The organism is Saccharospirillum impatiens DSM 12546 (genome assembly GCF_000423605.1).
GTDB lineage: Bacteria > Pseudomonadota > Gammaproteobacteria > Pseudomonadales > Natronospirillaceae > Saccharospirillum > Saccharospirillum impatiens.
Map to the genome: position 1 here is coordinate 1 of NZ_AUIH01000022.1, position 17,506 is coordinate 17,506.

Below are 17,506 nucleotides of genomic sequence, written 5' to 3' on the forward strand. Positions count from 1 at the left end.
TTGGTTGCTGTGTTTGGGGCCATCGCCCTGGTGGGCATTCAGAGCCGGGCCGAGCGCGGTCATCACCTCGTTTTTGGCGGCTTCGACCTGCTGGCGAGCCTCGTCTGAATCGTCTTCAGCCTGGCGTTGCTGGGCCGTGTTCAGCGCCGTGATGGCCGCGTTGAGCGCCTGGTGATCCTGATCGATCAGGGCTTCCAGCAGATCCGGTACCAGCAACAGTTCATCGCTTTCTGGCAGGTAAGCCACGTCCAGGCTCAGCGGTATTGGGTCGGCGGGTAATACGGTTACCGTCAACGAGTGCTCGGCGTCGCGATTGGTCGCTTGCAGTTGGTAGTCGCCTTCGGCAATGGGAATGTCCAGCCTCCAGTCGGCTTCCGCTTGCTCGTGATTCATGGGAACCGACTGTTCACCCTGCGTAGGCCCCTGCCACTGAAATCGCACTGCGCGGCCATAACTGCTGGTACCGGTCACTGCTAATACCGGCGTGCCCGGCACCCAAAGTTCCCGACCGGGCTCGGGTGGCCGGGTCATGCTGTATTCCGGGTGGTTCAGGTTCGCCAGCGGCGTAGCGTGGGGGACGCCATATAACTCATAGGCCAGGTCCCACCAGGTCTGATCGTCCGCTAAACGGTAGCGTTCCCGGGGTTGGTGGACCGGGCGCTGGTCGAGCCTGATGCGAGCATCAGTCAGTGGGTTCACCACCCGCACCATGGCGTTGTATTCATTACCGCCTTCAACCGGAGGGCCGCCGCCAAAACGGGATGGCAGTGAGGCAGAGGGCGTGGTCTGTGCACCACCGGCACTGGCCGGGGCATCCGTAGCGGGCAAGGGCGTGCGAAAGGCAAATACTGAGCGGTGGTTGTGCAACCCCTGGCGATACTGCGTCAGCGGCTCAACCCGAGTGCCATCCCAGGCGAGCATCAACCGGTTGCTATTGGAGGCACCTTGCTGCCAGTTGCGCACCGTCTGGGCCGAGGCTTGCCAGCAAAACTGGCGGTGCTCCGGGCGCTGCAAGAATTGACGAACCGGCAAGGGCAGGTCGTACCAGCGAATGGGGTAGCAGCCGTTGGGCTGAACAGAATCAGGCAGTGCATCGGGCCGGGCGATGTCTATCGGCTCGGCACTGACTGCGAAGGGCTCTTCCCGGAACCCGGTGTCAAACTGGCTGGTCATCCCTATGGCCCGCTGTTGTGTGAACAGGGGTTACTTTAAGGATGTGCTCGTTCAGGTCCAGTAACAATGCCAATCGTTGTGATCGATTTCCCAGGAAATGGGTGATGTCGCGGTAGGTCAGTCGATAGAATCAACCAGCCTGTCTGTGCGGATACCATGCTGATTACGACACAAACCAAACCAGCAAGTGCAAAATCACGCCCGCAAAAATACCGGCAATAACATCGTCAATCATAATACCCACGCCACCGCCTACGCGCCGGTCAAGCCAGCTGATTGGCCAGGGTTTCAGGATGTCGAATACCCTGAACAAAATGAAGCCGAGCACGACTGTCCAGAGACCGACGGGCACGGCGATCATGGTAATCCAGAACCCAACGAATTCATCCCAGACGATGCCACCATGGTCGTGAACGCCCATGTCCTGCGATACGCGATCACACAAATAACAGCCGAACACAAAAGCCAGCACCACCACGACCAGATACAACCAGAGCGGTAACAGGGTGAGCAGCAGGAATAAGGGAACGGCAGCCAGTGTGCCGAAGGTACCCGGCGCCTTGCTCGCAGCGCCGCTGCCGAGGCCAAAGGCCAGAAAATGCATCCAGTGGTTGTGCCAGCGACGGGCACTCGGTTCAGTCATTCATTGCATCCTGTAGCAGAGCGATCGATTTAGAAGTGTTGAAAACCGGCCTGATCTAAGGCCTTAACCTCGCCATTATGCCGAATCAGTGCCTGGCCGTCGCCTGCGACTGCCTGGCCAATACGGGTCAGTGGCAATGCCAGAGCCGCCGCCAGTGCCTTCAGCGACTGACGCTGCCGGGGAGAGGCGGTAAACGCCAGCTCATAATCGTCGCCTCCGCTCAGTATCCAGGATGTCACCTGGTCTTTTGGGTAACCCTCAAAACTGGGGGCCTGTGGAAGGCTGTCGATATCGATCAGTAAATCGAGGCCGCTGGCTCTGGCCAGGTGCCCGCTGTCAGCCGCGAGGCCATCGGATACATCAATGGCGGCACTGGCAAGGCCAATCAACCGAAGCCCGAGTTCGAGACGCGGTTGTGGCGACCAATAGGCATCAAGCCAATCCGGTGGCACAGATGCACCGGCCGGGTTAAGCACCGCCGGTAAGACCGCTGCCGCACGCCCGGGTAAGCCGGATACCCAAAGGTCATCGTTCGGCTGTACACCATCGCGGCGCAAAGGCGTATCGACCAGACCGTGCATTTGCAGGCTGATGACCGGGCCCGGGCCCGAGGTGGTATCGCCTCCTGCCAGCACCAGCCCGTAAGACTCACTCAGCTCACGCAAGCGGCCCGCGAAGGCGTCGAGCCAGCGCTCATTCAGTGGCCGGGGTAAGGTCAGGGCGAGGGTAAAAAATGCGGGCTCTGCCCCCATAGCGGCAATATCACTGAGCGCCGGCAGAAAAGCCCGCTGGGCAGCCTGGGCACCTGTTGCCTGTTCAGGAAAATGCCGACCGGCAACAGCGGTATCAATCGACATCACCGTCGCCCGGCTCGGGTGCCAGATCAGACAATCGTCCCCCTGACCCAGAATCAAATCAGGATGAGTGCCCTGCCAACCCCGGAAATAGTGCGCTATGAGCTCGAATTCATTCATGTCGGGAAGTGTGGCGTGGCGGACGGGCAAAGGCAAGATAGGGCATCCGGGTCAGGAACCGACCCGGGACCACCTCAAACAAGGCGTGGCATCAGCCCTGAGGACCGGCCGCCTTGATGGCGTCGGATACGTCGTATTTTTCGAAGTTCTGTTTGAACTCCTTAATCAACGACGCTGCTTTGGCATCGTAGGCCGCCGGGTCGGCCCAGGTGTTACGGGGAACCAGCAGTTCGCCGGCAACACCCGGTACGGCCACTGGCACGTCGAGGTTCAAACCATCGATGTGGCGAGTTTCAACGTCGGCCAGCTCCCCATTCGTAATCGCGGTGATCACGGCCCGGGTTACCGGAATGCTGAAACGCTTGCCTTCGCCGTAGGCACCACCAGTCCAGCCGGTGTTGACCAGATAAACATCGGTACCGGCCGCTTCAACTCGTTTCATCAGCAGCTCGGCATAAACACCGGCCGGGCGCGGGAAGAACGGTGCGCCAAAACAGGTAGAAAAGGTGGTCTTGATGCCTTTACCCGCGCCCATTTCGGTTGACCCGACCAGGGCGGTGTAACCACTGAGGAAATGGTAGGCCGCTGCTTCTTTGGTCAGTTTGGACACTGGCGGTAATACGCCATTCAGATCGCAGGTCAAAAACACCACGGCATTGGGCTCGTCACCCATGTTGCTCAACTGGCGCTTTTCGATGTGCTCAAGCGGATAGGCAGCTCGTGAATTCTGGGTCAGGCTGTCGTCGGTGTAGTCTGGCGCTCGCTGTTCGTCCAGCACCACGTTCTCGAGAATGGTCCCAAAGCGGATCGCCTTCCAGATCAGCGGTTCGTTTTTCTCTGTCAGATCGATGCACTTGGCGTAGCAGCCACCTTCAATGTTGAACACCACTCCCGGGCCCCAGCCGTGCTCGTCATCGCCGATCAAGAAACGCTCCGGGTCTGCACTGAGAGTTGTTTTACCGGTACCGGACAACCCAAAGAACAAGGTGGTTTTGCCATCGTCACCCACGTTGGCCGAGCAATGCATTGGCAGTACATCCTGAGCGGGCAGCAGGAAGTTTTGAACCGAGAACATCGCTTTTTTCATTTCACCGGCGTAATACAAACCAGCAATCAAGACTTTGCGCTGCTCAAAATTAATGATGCAGGCAGAGTCACTGCCCGTACCGTCACGCTTGGGGTCGCAAACAAAGCTGGGAACGTTCAGCACATGCCAACCGGCTTTATCTTGCGCGTTCCACTCATCAGCCACAATAAAGAGGTTACGGGCAAATACCTGATGCCAGGCCAACTCGGTGCTGACGGTAATGGGGACGCTGTGTTTTACGGCCGATCCAACTTCGAGATGACCCACAAAGTGCTCCCGGTCGGCCAGGTGATCACTGACACGCTGCCACAGGGCATCGAATTGCTCTGAATCGAAAGCGCGGTTGACGGCGCCCCACTCGATTTCATCCTGACTGCCCGTTTCCTTCACGATAAACCGGTCTTTCGGTGAGCGGCCAGTTCGCTCACCGGTTCGGGCAACAAAAGCCCCGTTATTGGCAAACTCACCTTCTTCGCGGCGGACAGCAAACTCCAACAGCAGAGGGGTGCTCAGGTCCACGTGGGCGTGAGGGGAAAAAGCGGCCATTGGTGATGATCTCCTTAATGGGGGATTGTCCAGCGATTGCTTGGTTTATTATAGGTATGCGTTGATAGATGCCATGAGTGTACTGTGTGGCGACACTGGCAAGAAACGATATTTCGTCAATATTTTTCTGACAAATAACATCGGACGGATTTATACTGAAAGAAAACGACATCCAACCCAACTGGTCAGCTTTGAGATGTTCCGACCCGTCGAGAGGGCATGCATCGCACTGGCGCACCACGCAGGGCTTTATGTACATTGATTGAGCATTGATACAGATGCAGGTTGGAAAAATGGTCAATAACCGGGCAGTTTCATCAACTTTCGGGGGCATCGAAGTGATCAGGCTTTGTCAGACGAGAATGGCCATATGTTGTTAAGTTACAAGATTAATCACTCTACAGGCCAGATTTGGTAATTCGATTTCATTGATGTTTTTTTTGAAACACTGTGTTCAGGGGTGCCCGCTATCGTTGTTGCTAGGAAGCACCAAGTGAACGTTCATAACGAAGGGGCTGGGTAAGCAGTATACCGACTAGCTCAGGGGCCCAGCTTCCCGAATGTCCGGATCTCAATCAGAGAGACAAGGCAAACCGAACCACGCTGGGTAGATGCCTACTGGCCAAATGCTGGATCTTCGCTTAAAAAGACTCTGGACCTAACTCAGATTGGTCGGCTGCCGTACTGACTTTCGGGCTTACGCGGAGGGTCTGCGCGCTTCCCCCGTTCGACTTTCTCAACCTTGCCACCCGCTTCCAGAAAAGCCTCGACTTCACTGGCCATCTTGGAACGCAGTGCCTCACGGTCAGCCAACAGACGTTCGGCTTCCGTTTGCTCGGGCGCTAACTTTCCAGCCTTCTTATTATCACTCACCTTGTGTCCCCCTTTGCTGCTCTGATTGGCAGTCGAATCTGGCGACTATACATCTGGCGGTGCATAGTCTCGCAGAAGCGCTGTCACTGTCTCACACCGTTCTTTTATAAACCAATTTGGTCGTTTCGCAAACAAAATCGCACAGGGTGTAACCGTTGATTAAGGTTGCACATCACCCGCGAACGCTACTCAGCCCAGTCTGATGAATCCTGGAACAGGGGTCGCAACTCCCGCGCAAACCGCCGACTGACCGTCACCGGCTCTTCCAGCCCGCGAACACTGAGCCATATGCCGCCCTGGGCATCCCGGGTCAGTTTCTCCAGTCGGCTTTTGGGCACCAGGGTTGTACGGTGTACACGCACCAGTTGCTCCGGGAAGCGCTCTTCGAGCTGTTTCAGGCTGTAATCACACAAGCGCTCACCCTGACGACACTGTGCCACAACGTATTTTTGATCAGCCCGGAAACAGAATACATCGTTCAGGGGGATGCGCTCCTTGCCACGCCCGGTTTGCAGCGCAATAACCGGGCCGATATCGGCGCCAGTCAGTGCGGTCAATTGCGCCCGGTTCAATTGGCCGGCACTGACCAGTACCTGGTGCAGTTCAGCCGCTTTTACCGGTTTCATCAGGTACGACACGGCCTGCACCTGAAATGCCTCCAGCGCGTAATCATCGTAGGCGGTACAGAATACAATGGCAGGCGGATTTAACTGTTGTGACCATTCAGCAGCAAGCTCCAGGCCGCTGTGCCCAGGCATGCGAATATCCAGCAGTATCAGGTCAGACGGGTCGTCGATTTGCCGGCGCAGAGCCTCCTGCCCGTTAGCGGCAGTGACACATCGGGTCACACTGTCTTCCGATTGTAGCAACCGCAGCAGCCGTTCCCGGGCCAGGGGTTCATCGTCTACGATCATGACTTTCAAACGTCACTCCTTTCGCTTTCGCGCATCAGCAGTTTCGCCGGCAAGGTTAAACGAACCCGATAGGTTCGCTCATCGGCTGCCGCATAGAGTTTCGCGGTGTCCCCATAGAGTGTGGCCAGGCGGTGGCGAATGTTTTCCAATGCGACCTGATTCCCCCGGGGGCTCTTGCGACGTTCAGTGTTGCGTTCCGGCTCTGCCATGGTGGCCTGCTCAACTGAACCCCCGGCCTGCACCAGTGGGTTTTCAATTTCAATCACCAACTGCCTGTTCTTCTCCCGGCATCGAATAAGCAGTTGCCCCCCGCTGACGCTCGGGGCAATGCCATGGACAATGGCGTTCTCAATCAATGGCTGCAGAATCAATACCGGAACCGACCATCGTGCCGTCGGCCTCGGCGTCTGCCAGACAACCTTCAGCCGGTCGCCAAGACGCCACTGCTCCAGCGAAAGGTAGCCATCAACAAGTGCCAGTTCATCACTGAGGCTCCAGAACGTCGTGGCTTCTTTCAAACTGGCGCGGAACAGCCGGGACAGATCTTCAATCGCCCGCTCGGCGGCCTCAGGCCGGGTGGCGATCAGTTCGGCGATGGTATTCAGGCTATTGAACAAAAAGTGAGGTCGGATTCGATTTTGCAACGCCTCAATACGGGCCGACAGCTCCGCCCGGGAGCGATCCACCAGCGCCTGCTGTAACTGAAAATAGCGCAGCAACAAGGCAGCGATGATGGCCGTCGCGGCCGTATGACGCAAAACCGTCATCGACTCTACAGCGGCCCATCCGCCCAACACCAGTACGCTGCCGGCCAGGCTAACCAGCAAACCGACCCCGGACACTGTAGAGAACGCGACCAGCCATCCCAGCCAAAGTGGGATACGCGCTAGCCAGCGACGCAGCCGGCACAACAACGCCGCAGAAGGCAATACGATCCACTGCACCATCAGGCTCATGGAGCCAAGCTGGATCCAGTCGATTCCCGATTGCAGCAACACCCAGACCAATACCAGCAGTTCGGATACCAGGACGAGAAAAAACACCGAGGTGGCGGTGCACAAATCGGGCAACACCAGCGAATGCCGGTTTGAAGCATGGGATAGGGTATTCGCTGGCTTCAAGTGCGCGACCTGCCGGTTAATCTGCCAAAGACAAGCGCTCAGTGTCGCCCTTGCTGGCGCGAGGATCAAGCCACCAGGGTACTGTGACCATAGCCAACGCCCGCCAAGCCGATATAATGCCCTTTCAATGTGCCCAAGGAACCCTGTAATCATGTCTGATGCCCATGCTCAAAGCACCAATGCCGCCTGGGGTGGCCGTTTTGCCGAAGCAACCGATGCGTTTGTGGCTGAGTTTACCGCCTCCATCCAATTCGACCAGCGTCTGTACCGACATGATATTCAGGGCTCCATTGCCCATGCGACCATGCTGTCTGAGGTCGGCGTGCTAACGGCCGATGAGTGTGAACAGATCGTTAACGGACTGAAAGCCGTTCAGGCAGACATCGAATCCGGCCAACAGGTCTGGTCAGTGGCACTGGAAGACGTGCACATGAATGTTGAATCGGCGCTGACCGCCAAAATCGGGCCAGTCGGTAAAAAACTGCACACCGGTCGCAGCCGGAACGATCAGGTCGCCACCGATATCCGGCTGTATCTGCGCGAGGCCATCGACGGCCTTGGCGCCGAACTGACTCGGTTGCAACGCGGCCTGATCACGCTGGCGGCGAATGAAGCCGATACCATCATGCCAGGCTTTACTCACTTGCAAACGGCCCAGCCAGTCACCTTTGGCCACCACCTTCTGGCCTGGAATGAAATGCTGCAACGTGACTTCGAACGCCTGCAGGACTGCCGCAAACGGGTGAATATTCTGCCATTGGGCGCCGCGGCCCTGGCCGGCACCACGTTTCCGATCAACCGGGTGCGCACCGCCGAACTGCTGGGTTTCGACCGCCCCTCCGAAAACTCGCTCGACTCAGTATCAGACCGGGACTTCGCCATCGAGTTCACCCACTGGGCATCGCTGACCATGATGCACCTGTCGCGCATGTCCGAAGAGTTGGTGTTATGGGCCTCAGCCCAGTTCGATTTCATCAATTTGCCAGACCGCTTCTGTACCGGCTCCAGCATTATGCCTCAGAAGAAAAACCCCGATGTGCCGGAGCTGGTACGCGGCAAAACCGGCCGGGTATTTGGTCATCTGATGAGTTTGCTCACGCTGATGAAAAGCCAGCCGCTGGCGTACAACAAAGACAATCAGGAAGACAAGGAGCCCTTGTTCGACACCATCGACACACTGGCCGGCAGTCTGCGTGCCTTTGCCGACATGATTCCCTACATAGAGGCCAAGCCCGCCGTCATGAAGGCCGCGGCTTTGCGTGGCTATAGTACGGCGACGGATCTGGCAGATTACCTGGTCAAGAAAGGCATGGCCTTCCGGGATGCACATGAAGTGGTTGGCAAAAGTGTTGCCTACGGGCTGGCAGAGGGTAAAGACCTGAGTGAAATGACGCTCGATGAACTGAAACCCTTCAGCGATACCATCAGCGCTGATGTATTCGACGTGCTGACTCTGGAAGGCTCGGTCGCAGCCCGTGACCATCTGGGGGGCACAGCGCCGATCCAGGTTCGGGCAGCGGCAACGCGGGCCGAGTTGCTGTTGGCCAGTCGATCATAAGCTGTCGCGGCTATCACCACTCCAGCGAGCGGTGATAGCTGTCCAGCCATTCAGTCATCTCGACGGCGGGCAGTGGCTTGGCGAAGTAATAGCCTTGCAGGAAATCAATCCCCAAACGCACCAGTTCGTGGAACGTCGCCTCGTTTTCAACGCCTTCACCAACCGTTTTCAAGCCCAGATTGTGGGCCATGGTGATGGTCGACTCGACAATTACCCGGTCCTGGGCATCCTCAAGCAAATCGTCAATAAAGCTTTTGTCTATTTTCAAGGCTTGAATCGGCAATGCCTTCAGGTAAGCGAGCGACGAATAACCGGTGCCAAAATCATCTACTTCAACCCCTACACCAAGGTCGGCCAATTGATTGATGATCGCAATCGCCCGAACCGGATCAGAAAGCAAGGTGCTCTCGGTTAACTCCAGCACCAGCGCTGAGCCAGGCAATGCGTATTTGACCAACAGATCTTCAATCTGACCAGGCAGCGCCTGGTCCAACAATACGCGCGATGAGAGATTCACCGCGACGTGGCAATCAGGGTGTTTGCCTCGCCAGTGGACAATTTGTGCCAGGCATTGCTCCAGCACAAAGCGGGTAATCTGGCGAATGCCCTGCCCCATTTCCGCCAGCGGAATGAAGTCGGCGGGTGACAGAGCCCCCAGTTCCGGATGCTGCCAGCGAACCAGCCCCTCGAACCCGGCCACCTGGCCCGTAGCAGCGCTGATGATTGGTTGGTACGCCACCCACAATTGCCCGGCGCCAATGGCCACTTCCAGTTCAGACAACACGGCGATTCGCTGGGGGGTATGAGCATCCAGATGCGAATCAAATACGACGACTGACTCGTTATTCGCCTTGGCCGCGTACATGGCTACATCGGCGCAGCGCAGCAGCTCGTGACCGTCTTGCCCCTGCTCCGGGTAATGAGACAGCCCAATGCTGGCCTCAACTTGCAGTTGCATGGCGTCAATCTGATAGGGTTCACGCAAACAAAGCGCCATGCGCTCGGCAACGCTCAACGCCTCTTGCTGACTCACATCGGGCAGGAGCACGGCGAATTCATCGCCACCCAAACGGGCAATGTTCTGGCTGGTTCGCCACCCCAGCATGCGTTGAATGCGCGGTCCAATCTCACACAACAAGCGATCACCAAAATGATGGCCCAGAGTATCGTTGATTTCCTTGAACCGGTTCAGGTCAAACAACAACAGGCTTGCGGTCTGGTCAGGCTGTTGACCCAATACCTGCTCGATCCAAAGGTGCAACTGAGCGCGATTGCCGAGCCCGGTTAAACTGTCGTGCATCGCCTGGCTGCGCAAGTTCTTTCGCTGCATCAGGTTGTCGAACGACAAATTCAGGGTTTGAGCCAGCATCGACAGAAAATCAAGATCATTGAGAATCAGTTCATCGCCCAGAATTGCCAGGCCCGCGACGGCCTGATCATCCACCACCAGGGGAATGTAAAACCACTGATTGGAGTCTGTTCCCCAACTGATGTGGCGGGTATCCAGCGCCTGTTGCAAAGCAGCGCTGTGCTCCCGAAAGTGCGTACGCTGCTCTGGCTTGAGACTACTGGCGTACCAGAACTCACTGCCTGGCTGATAACAGGCAACCTGATTAAGGCCCACCTTCTGTGTGAGTGCCGTGCAGCTGGATACCAAAAAGTCGCGCACGCTGTTCTGGCGCTCCAGGCGCGTAGCGACGTCGACCAGCCCGCGCAGGCGTTGCTGGCGGCGGTTCATTACTTCATGTTGTTCACGCAACGAGGCTTCGGCGCTCAACCGGTCACTGATGTCATTGAACGACAGCATGACGCCCTCGGTCTGATTAACGCTGACCCGAAAGGAGTGCACGACCATGGTCCGCGTCGAGCCGGTGAGTGTTTGCAACTGCCACTGGCTTTGCCGGGTCTCTGCATCGCTGGCCTGCTCAACAAATGCCAGAAACGCTGGCCAGGTCTGCTGACCGTCGGGTTGATTATCCGGCAGAATGGCTCTCAGTTGCAGAGCTTCGACGTTTTGATCCGCATTGAATAAACGGGCCGCAGACCGATTAATATTTACCACCCGGCCCTGACGATCAACAATCATTGAGGGCTGTACTGCGGTCTCGAAAAATGCCCTATACCGTGCCTCACTTTCCTGAAGCCGACCTTCCAGGCCGAGGCGTTCAATTTCAGTTACGGCTCGCTCTGTATAGAGTTCAAGCACGCGGGACAAGGTCGAATCAACCGGCCGTGGCTGGTCATGATCAATGACCAGAATACCGACCCACCGTCCGCGCCGGTTATCCAGACGAAACGCCTCAAGGTGAACCATGGACTCCAGGATCGGCCATCCGTGACGATCCGGGTCGGACAGGTTCCTGACCATATGTGGCTGGCTGCCGAGCGGAGCCAGCAGGCTGTCGGCCAGGCGCATACTGTAACGGGGCTGCATCAACCCATCCTGAATCGACACCAGGCAGCCCAAATACTGCCCATCACTTACCTGAAGCAGGCTAACTTGCCGGCAATCCAGCAGCAGGGCCAGACGTCTGCACAGGTGTTCGATAAAATCCTGACCGGTAGCAACGGCCACATCGGCATTAAGACGAATCAGGACCTTATCGAGCCGAGCATTGTGTTTTTCAATGCGAACCGGGGCATGGGTATCCACCAAAGACCCCAGGCACACGATGTGCTCACTGTCCTGGCGAACAAAGTTGGTGCGCTCTTCTACCCAGATATAACCCTGGTCCCTGTGTTTGATCCGGTAAGTCATGTAGATCGGAGACAGCATAGCGCGGCACCGATCATATTCAGCACCCACGCGCCGCCGGTCTGTGGGGTGGACCATCTGGTACAGGTAGCGTTTCGGGTTTTCACCCAAAAAGTCCTCAGCCGGATATCCGGTCAGTTGCTCAATCGACTCACTGACATAGTTCAACGCCCACAGGTCTTTTTGTTCGCCTCGCGATTCCGCTTCATAAAACACCAAAGGTGCATGTTTCAACCAAGTGGAGGGATCTGCAAGGCGCCGGGAAACGGTATTCCCGACCCTGGAATGTGCGGTTTTTCCCTTCAGAGGCATGGTGACAGGCTTTTATGGTCCGAATACTGGCAGTTTAGTCAGTTAACGCAGATTTGACGAACAGGATCGGCATTTTTCGATCTTTCCGGGGGTTAAGCGAGGTAATGAGGGCAGAGGGGATGCATATAATGAGTTGTACGTCACAAAAAACGCAGCCCGGAGGCTGCGAAAAAAGAACACACCATGATCTTACCGTCTGCCTTACAGCCGCGCCTCGGTCTGCTCGTCGAAAAACACGGCCTTACTCATATTAAACAACAGATCCATTGTATCGCCGACTTTGCCAGCTTCCTGGGGGTGAACCCGACACTCGCATTCCTGATCGTTGATTCGCGCCAGAATCAACGTATCTGCTCCAGTCGGCTCCGTCACTTCGATCTTCACAGGTACCTGGGTGATGAACTGTTCAGAGACCAGATGGGGCATAACATGAGTGATTTGCTCAGGGCGAATGCCCAACACCACCGTTTTGCCCACATAATTGCTCAGATCGGCTTGCTTCGGGTCGACCGGCAACTGAAACACGGTGCCCTGAGACTCGATCTGGACGGCATAATCGTTTTCATGACGAGTAACTTCACACCGCAAAAAGTTCATTGACGGTGAACCCATAAAGCCTGCAACGAACATATTGGCCGGGTCATCGTACACTTCCTGCGGCGTACCAAACTGCTGGACGATACCGCCTTTCATAACCGCAATGCGGTCAGCCAGGGTCATGGCTTCGATCTGGTCGTGCGTGACGTACACGATCGTTGTGCCAAGACGTTGATGCAGCTTCTTCATTTCGGTGCGCATTTCCACACGCAACTTGGCGTCCAGGTTCGACAGGGGTTCGTCAAACAAATAGATCTTGGGTCGACGCGCCAGCGCCCGGCCCATCGCAACGCGCTGGCGCTGGCCACCGGACAACTGCGATGGTTTGCGATCCAGCAGCGGTTCGATTTGCAACAACTTGGCAACCCGGGCCACTTCCTCGGCGATTTCAGCCTTGGGCATCTTGCGAATTTCAAGACCAAAGGCAATGTTCTTGCGCACGTTCATGTTCGGGTAGAGTGCATAGCTCTGAAACACCATGGCAATATCACGGTCTTTCGGCGCTTCGTAAGTGACGTTGGTATCGCCTAGAATAATGTCGCCTGTGGTGACATCCTCAAGGCCCGCAATGCAATTCAACAGCGTCGACTTACCACAGCCCGAAGGCCCCACCAGAATGATGAACTCACCGTCTGTAACATCCAGGCTAATGCCTTTCAGAATGTGCTCTTCACCAAAACTCTTGTATACGTTGTCTATTTTCAGTTCAGCCATGTTCAGAACTCCCGTTAACCTTTTACAGAACCGGCCGTCAGACCGCGTACGAAATATTTACCGGCAACCACATAGACCACGATGGTCGGCAGCGCCGCGATGATGGCACCGGCCATATCCACGTTGTATTGTTTCTCACCGGTTGAACTGTTCACCATGTTATTAAGGCCCACCGTCACAGGCTGGGAACTCGGATCGGAGAACACTACACCAAACAGAAAGTCATTCCAGATCTGGGTGAATTGCCAGATCACGGTGACCACCAGAATGGGCGCCGACAATGGCAGAATGATACGAAAGAAGATGACCCAGAACCCGGCTCCATCCAGCTTCGCTGCTTTAACCAGTTCATGCGGCAAATTAACGTAATAGTTGCGGAAAAATAGCGTAGTGAAGCTGACCCCATACACAACGTGGGTCAGAATCAGGCCAGGTAGGCTGCCGGACAAGCCCAACCAACCAAGCAACTGCGATTGCGGCAACAAGATGGCCTGAAACGGCAGAAAACAACCAATCAACAGCGCACCGAAAAACAGCTCACTACCCCTGAATTTCCAGAAACTCAGCACGTAACCATTGAGTGCACCCAGAGTGGTTGATATCGCAACCGACGGGATGACCATCAGGATCGAATTGATAAAGTAAGGACGCAGACCACGATCTTCACGGGCGCCAATCTGCACTTCGCTCCAGGCCATAGACCAGGCGTCCAGCGAGAACGACTTGGGCCACTCAATTAGTTGACCCATACGTATTTCATCCATAGAACGAAACGAGGTCATGATCATCAGGATCAGCGGCAATAAATAGTAGGCCGCCACAATAATCAGTACCGCATACAGGACAGCCCGACCATTGATGCTGGCATAACTCGGATTCTTTGACTTAGCCATTTTTCGGAGTCCTCAGTTCTGAATACAAATAGGGAACCAGTATCGCCAGCACCGTCATCAGCATGATTACCGCCGAGGCCGCACCAATACCCAGCTGACCGCGCTGGAAGGAAAACTGATACATGAAAATCGCAGGCACATCGGTTGAATTGCCCGGTCCACCGCCGGTCAGTGCTATGACCAGGTCAAAGCTCTTGATCGCGATGTGCGCCAGCATAATAAATGCGGAAAAGAACACCGGGCGCATTGATGGAATAATGATCCGGGTATAGACCGCGAACAAATTAGCACCATCAAGTTGAGCCGCTTTGATGATGGATGTATCAATGCCGCGCAAACCAGCCAGAAAAATCGCCATCACAAAGCCGCTGGCCTGCCAGACACCCGCAATGACGACGGTGTAAATCGCCATATCCGGGTCAATGATCCAGTCGAAAATGAAACTATCCCAGCCCAAACTGATCACGAATTTCTCGATACCAACTGTTGGGTTCAACAACCACTTCCAGACGGTACCGGTGACAATGAATGACAGTGCCATGGGGTACAGGTAGATGGTTCGAATGGCGCCTTCTGCTCGAATATTCTGATCCAGCAAAATAGCCATAACCAGCCCGACGACCATACAGATACCAATGAACAACACACCAAATACCACCAGGTTCCACATGGCGTTCAACCAGCGCGGATTCATAAACAATCGCACGTATTGGTCAAACCCCACGAAATCGTAGCTGGGTAGGAAACTGGAATTGGTGAAAGATATGAAGGTGGTCCATAGCACGAAGCCATAAAAGAACACCAGAGCAATAACCAGAGTTGGCGAAACAACGAGTTTCGGCAACCAATAGTCAATGCCCTTCTTGCGTGATACCGACATAGGTTTTCCGTCCGTTCAGTAAGGAGACTCTTAATAGCTCAGCGAAAGGGCTGGGCTATTAAGAGATTCCCTGGATTCCTGTTTGCATTCATCATTCACATGTCCGCTCAAACTACGGGTACTATCCATACCCCCGGGCCGGTAGCAGTTTTAATGTCCCCGGTAGGAATACAGGTCGAGATGAATAACTGTATCTGTGATTTGGAGATTTGCCAGAATCAGCCTGCACCCGACGGATGCAGGCTGAAGGTCAAAGCAGCTTGGACGCTACTCTGACCAGACCAAACCCTTACTGGGCAGCGCGAACCGCGCGAGCCAGGCGAGTGGCGCCGTCTTCAGCACTCATGTCCGAGTTGAAGAACTCGGTCACGGTGTCGTAGATAGCACCCTGAATGGTCGATGTCGTTGACATGCCATGGGCCATGGAAGGCACCAGGCCTTCGCCTGAAGCAGACGTGCTCTTGAAGGTTTCCATAGAAGCCAGTGCGCAATCGTCAAACTTGCTCATGTCCAGATCGGTACGGACCGGGATAGAACCTTTGTTCAGGTTAAACGTTTCCTGAAAGCTTGGCGACAAGACCAGTTCAGCCATTTTCAACTGAGCCTCGGCGTTTGCAGCGGTACGCTGCTTGAACATGGCCAGTGAATCGATGTTGAATGTGAAGGCTTCCTCGGTACCCGGGAATGCTGCACAGATGTAGTCTTCACCCGGGGTCATGTTGGCGGCAGTGAATTCACCTTTCGCCCAGTCACCCATGAACTGCATGGCCGCTTCACCACGAATGACCATAGACGTTGCGACGTTCCAGTCACGTCCCGGTGCACCACGATCGATGTAGTCATTGACTTTGCGGAACTCTTCAAAGGCTTCAACCATGGTGTCTGATTCAAGAGCGGCCTGATCCATTTCAACGAAAACGTCGTTGAAGAATTCAGCACCACCAACAGCCAGCACAATGCTTTCGAAGGTTGTCGCGTCCTGCCATGGCTGACCACCATGCGCAATTGGTGTTACACCAGCTGCTTTCAACTCTTCAGCAGCAGCCCACAGCTCGTCGAGTGAGGTTGGAATTTCAACGCCAGCATCTTCAAACACAGCCGGGTTTGCCCACATCCAGTTAACACGGTGAACGTTCACAGGCGCGGCAACGTATTCGCCGTCGTGCTTCATAACGTCGGCAACGACAGAAGGCAGGTTTTCATCCCAGTTATTTTCGTCAGCAACTTCATCCAGGCTGGCGAGAAATCCGAGATCGCCCCATTCCTGAATTTCCAGACCTTTGATCTGCGCTGCGGCAGGTGGGTTACCGGATACGGCGCGTGAACGCAGTACGGTATAAGCATTTTCACCGCCACCACCGGCAACCGCGAAATCAGTCCAGGTGTGACCGGCGTCTTCAACCATTTCTTTCAGAACCGCGATGGAGCGAGCTTCACCACCGGAAGTCCACCAGTGCAGTACTTCAACTTCACCGGCCTGGGCGGTTACCGCCAGTGTGCTGCCCATTGCCATCGCAATCAGTGTTTTCTTAAACATCATGGTCTCAGTCCTTCTCTTTGTTGTTTTACTCGGGCTTTTTCAGTTTTGATAGTTCCATCGTTGCAGCTACTGACCAGTCGTCACGGCGACAACAATGAAACAACGAACAAAGCTGTGAACTCGAACCCTTGCAGCTGCTTGAAGCTACCTGCAGGGACGATTGCCACAGCCTTACTCTAGTCAGCCCCGATGGCCGAGTAACGTCTCTAATAGCAACCTAGAGTAACAAAGCCTAACAGCGATCTGTCGATAGGCGGTGTTACCCCTGTTACCAGAGGTGACACCCTGTAACGCGTTATAAAAACGAAGCGCTGCTGTATGGTTATTGGTAAACGTAGATAGGCAGGAAGGTAACACTGGTCTCTTACGGTAAGTCCCGTCTATGTAACAAAGTTGTTACATAGACGGGACTTACCCGATGATTCACGTCAGCGGGATTCGGCCCACATCTTCGCGCAAAGCAGCGCAATCGATTGCAAACCTTCAATATCGGCTTCGGTAAAAGCATCCAGTTGATCGCTGTCGACATCCAATACGGCCACAACGTCATCGTCCACTATTACCGGCACTACGACTTCTGACCGAGACAAGCTGCTGCAGGCAATGTGGCCGGGAAAAGCATCGACATCCGGTACCCACTGACTGGTCGCTTCGGCCCAGGCGGCACCACAGACACCCTGGCCGTGTTCAATACGAGTACAGGCGATGTCGCCCTGGAAAGGGCCAAGCACCAGCTGATCATCCCGTACGATGTAAAAACCGACCCAGAAAAAACCAAAGCTCTGGCGCAGGGCTGCCGCCAGATTGGCCAGGTTTGCTACCCGGTCAGGCTCACCCTGTACCAGGCCGCTTAATTGCGGCAATAGCTCGGCATATTGGGTTCGACGGTCGTCCGTCGGGGTCAGTGTTAACGTTTCGGCCAAGGT

The 17,506-nt window shown here is 55.4% G+C and carries 14 protein-coding genes; 1 reads left to right on the plus strand and 13 read right to left on the minus strand.

Annotation, left to right across the window (positions count from 1 at the left end):
* From G565_RS23965 to G565_RS23970, 7 genes are all read right to left on the minus strand, one after another.
* Positions 1–1,173 (minus strand): hypothetical protein (locus G565_RS23965; RefSeq protein ID WP_037339007.1); only part of this gene is annotated, 1,173 nt, incomplete at its 3' end.
* A gap of 163 nt (positions 1,174–1,336) precedes the next feature.
* Positions 1,337–1,816, minus strand: a complete 480-nt coding sequence (locus G565_RS0111945) for a phosphatidylglycerophosphatase A family protein (protein ID WP_028671129.1) — start codon at positions 1,814–1,816, stop codon at positions 1,337–1,339.
* 29 nt (positions 1,817–1,845) lie between these two features.
* Positions 1,846–2,826: a thiamine-phosphate kinase gene (gene thiL, locus G565_RS0111950; protein WP_084649363.1), complete on the minus strand. Its 981-nt coding sequence runs from the start codon at positions 2,824–2,826 to the stop codon at positions 1,846–1,848.
* A 55-nt stretch (positions 2,827–2,881) separates the two neighbouring features.
* Positions 2,882–4,423 carry a phosphoenolpyruvate carboxykinase gene (locus tag G565_RS0111955; protein ID WP_028671131.1) on the minus strand — a complete coding sequence of 514 codons (1,542 nt, stop codon included), beginning with the start codon at positions 4,421–4,423 and terminating at the stop codon, positions 2,882–2,884.
* 663 nt (positions 4,424–5,086) lie between these two features.
* Positions 5,087–5,296 carry a hypothetical protein gene (locus G565_RS0111960; RefSeq protein ID WP_028671132.1) on the minus strand — a complete coding sequence of 70 codons (210 nt, stop codon included), beginning with the start codon at positions 5,294–5,296 and terminating at the stop codon, positions 5,087–5,089.
* 185 nt (positions 5,297–5,481) lie between these two features.
* Positions 5,482–6,210, minus strand: a complete 729-nt coding sequence (locus G565_RS0111965; RefSeq protein ID WP_245584174.1) for a LytR/AlgR family response regulator transcription factor — start codon at positions 6,208–6,210, stop codon at positions 5,482–5,484.
* 5 nt (positions 6,211–6,215) lie between these two features.
* On the minus strand, positions 6,216–7,331 hold the full coding sequence (locus tag G565_RS23970; protein WP_169579645.1) for a sensor histidine kinase: 1,116 nt from the start codon (positions 7,329–7,331) through the stop codon (positions 6,216–6,218).
* 151 nt (positions 7,332–7,482) lie between these two features.
* On the opposite strand from G565_RS23970, the gene argH reads away from it, so the two are divergent.
* A complete protein-coding gene (gene argH / locus G565_RS0111975; protein ID WP_028671134.1) occupies positions 7,483–8,889 on the plus strand; it encodes an argininosuccinate lyase in 1,407 nt (468 codons plus the stop codon).
* Positions 8,890–8,902: 13 nt separating this feature from the next.
* On the opposite strand, the gene G565_RS26035 is transcribed toward argH, so the two are convergent.
* The 6 genes from G565_RS26035 to G565_RS0112005 all read right to left on the minus strand — a co-directional run bounded on the left by G565_RS26035 (position 8,903) and on the right by G565_RS0112005 (position 17,503).
* Complete coding sequence (locus G565_RS26035) at positions 8,903–11,878, minus strand: bifunctional diguanylate cyclase/phosphodiesterase (RefSeq protein WP_051207830.1); 2,976 nt, start codon at positions 11,876–11,878, stop codon at positions 8,903–8,905.
* A 279-nt stretch (positions 11,879–12,157) separates the two neighbouring features.
* A complete protein-coding gene (locus G565_RS0111985; RefSeq protein ID WP_028671135.1) occupies positions 12,158–13,267 on the minus strand; it encodes an ABC transporter ATP-binding protein in 1,110 nt (369 codons plus the stop codon).
* Between the two features lie 14 nt (positions 13,268–13,281).
* Positions 13,282–14,160, minus strand: coding sequence for a carbohydrate ABC transporter permease (locus G565_RS0111990; RefSeq protein WP_028671136.1), 879 nt, complete (start codon positions 14,158–14,160; stop codon positions 13,282–13,284).
* Positions 14,153–15,040, minus strand: coding sequence for a carbohydrate ABC transporter permease (locus G565_RS0111995; RefSeq protein ID WP_028671137.1), 888 nt, complete (start codon positions 15,038–15,040; stop codon positions 14,153–14,155). The genes G565_RS0111990 and G565_RS0111995 overlap by 8 nt, the downstream gene beginning before the upstream one ends.
* Before the next feature lie 289 nt (positions 15,041–15,329).
* Positions 15,330–16,577 (minus strand): ABC transporter substrate-binding protein, encoded by a 1,248-nt coding sequence (locus G565_RS0112000; protein ID WP_211227172.1) that lies wholly within the window; start codon positions 16,575–16,577, stop codon positions 15,330–15,332.
* Between the two features lie 431 nt (positions 16,578–17,008).
* Positions 17,009–17,503: a GAF domain-containing protein gene (locus tag G565_RS0112005; protein WP_028671139.1), complete on the minus strand. Its 495-nt coding sequence runs from the start codon at positions 17,501–17,503 to the stop codon at positions 17,009–17,011.
* Positions 17,504–17,506 lie beyond the last annotated feature (3 nt).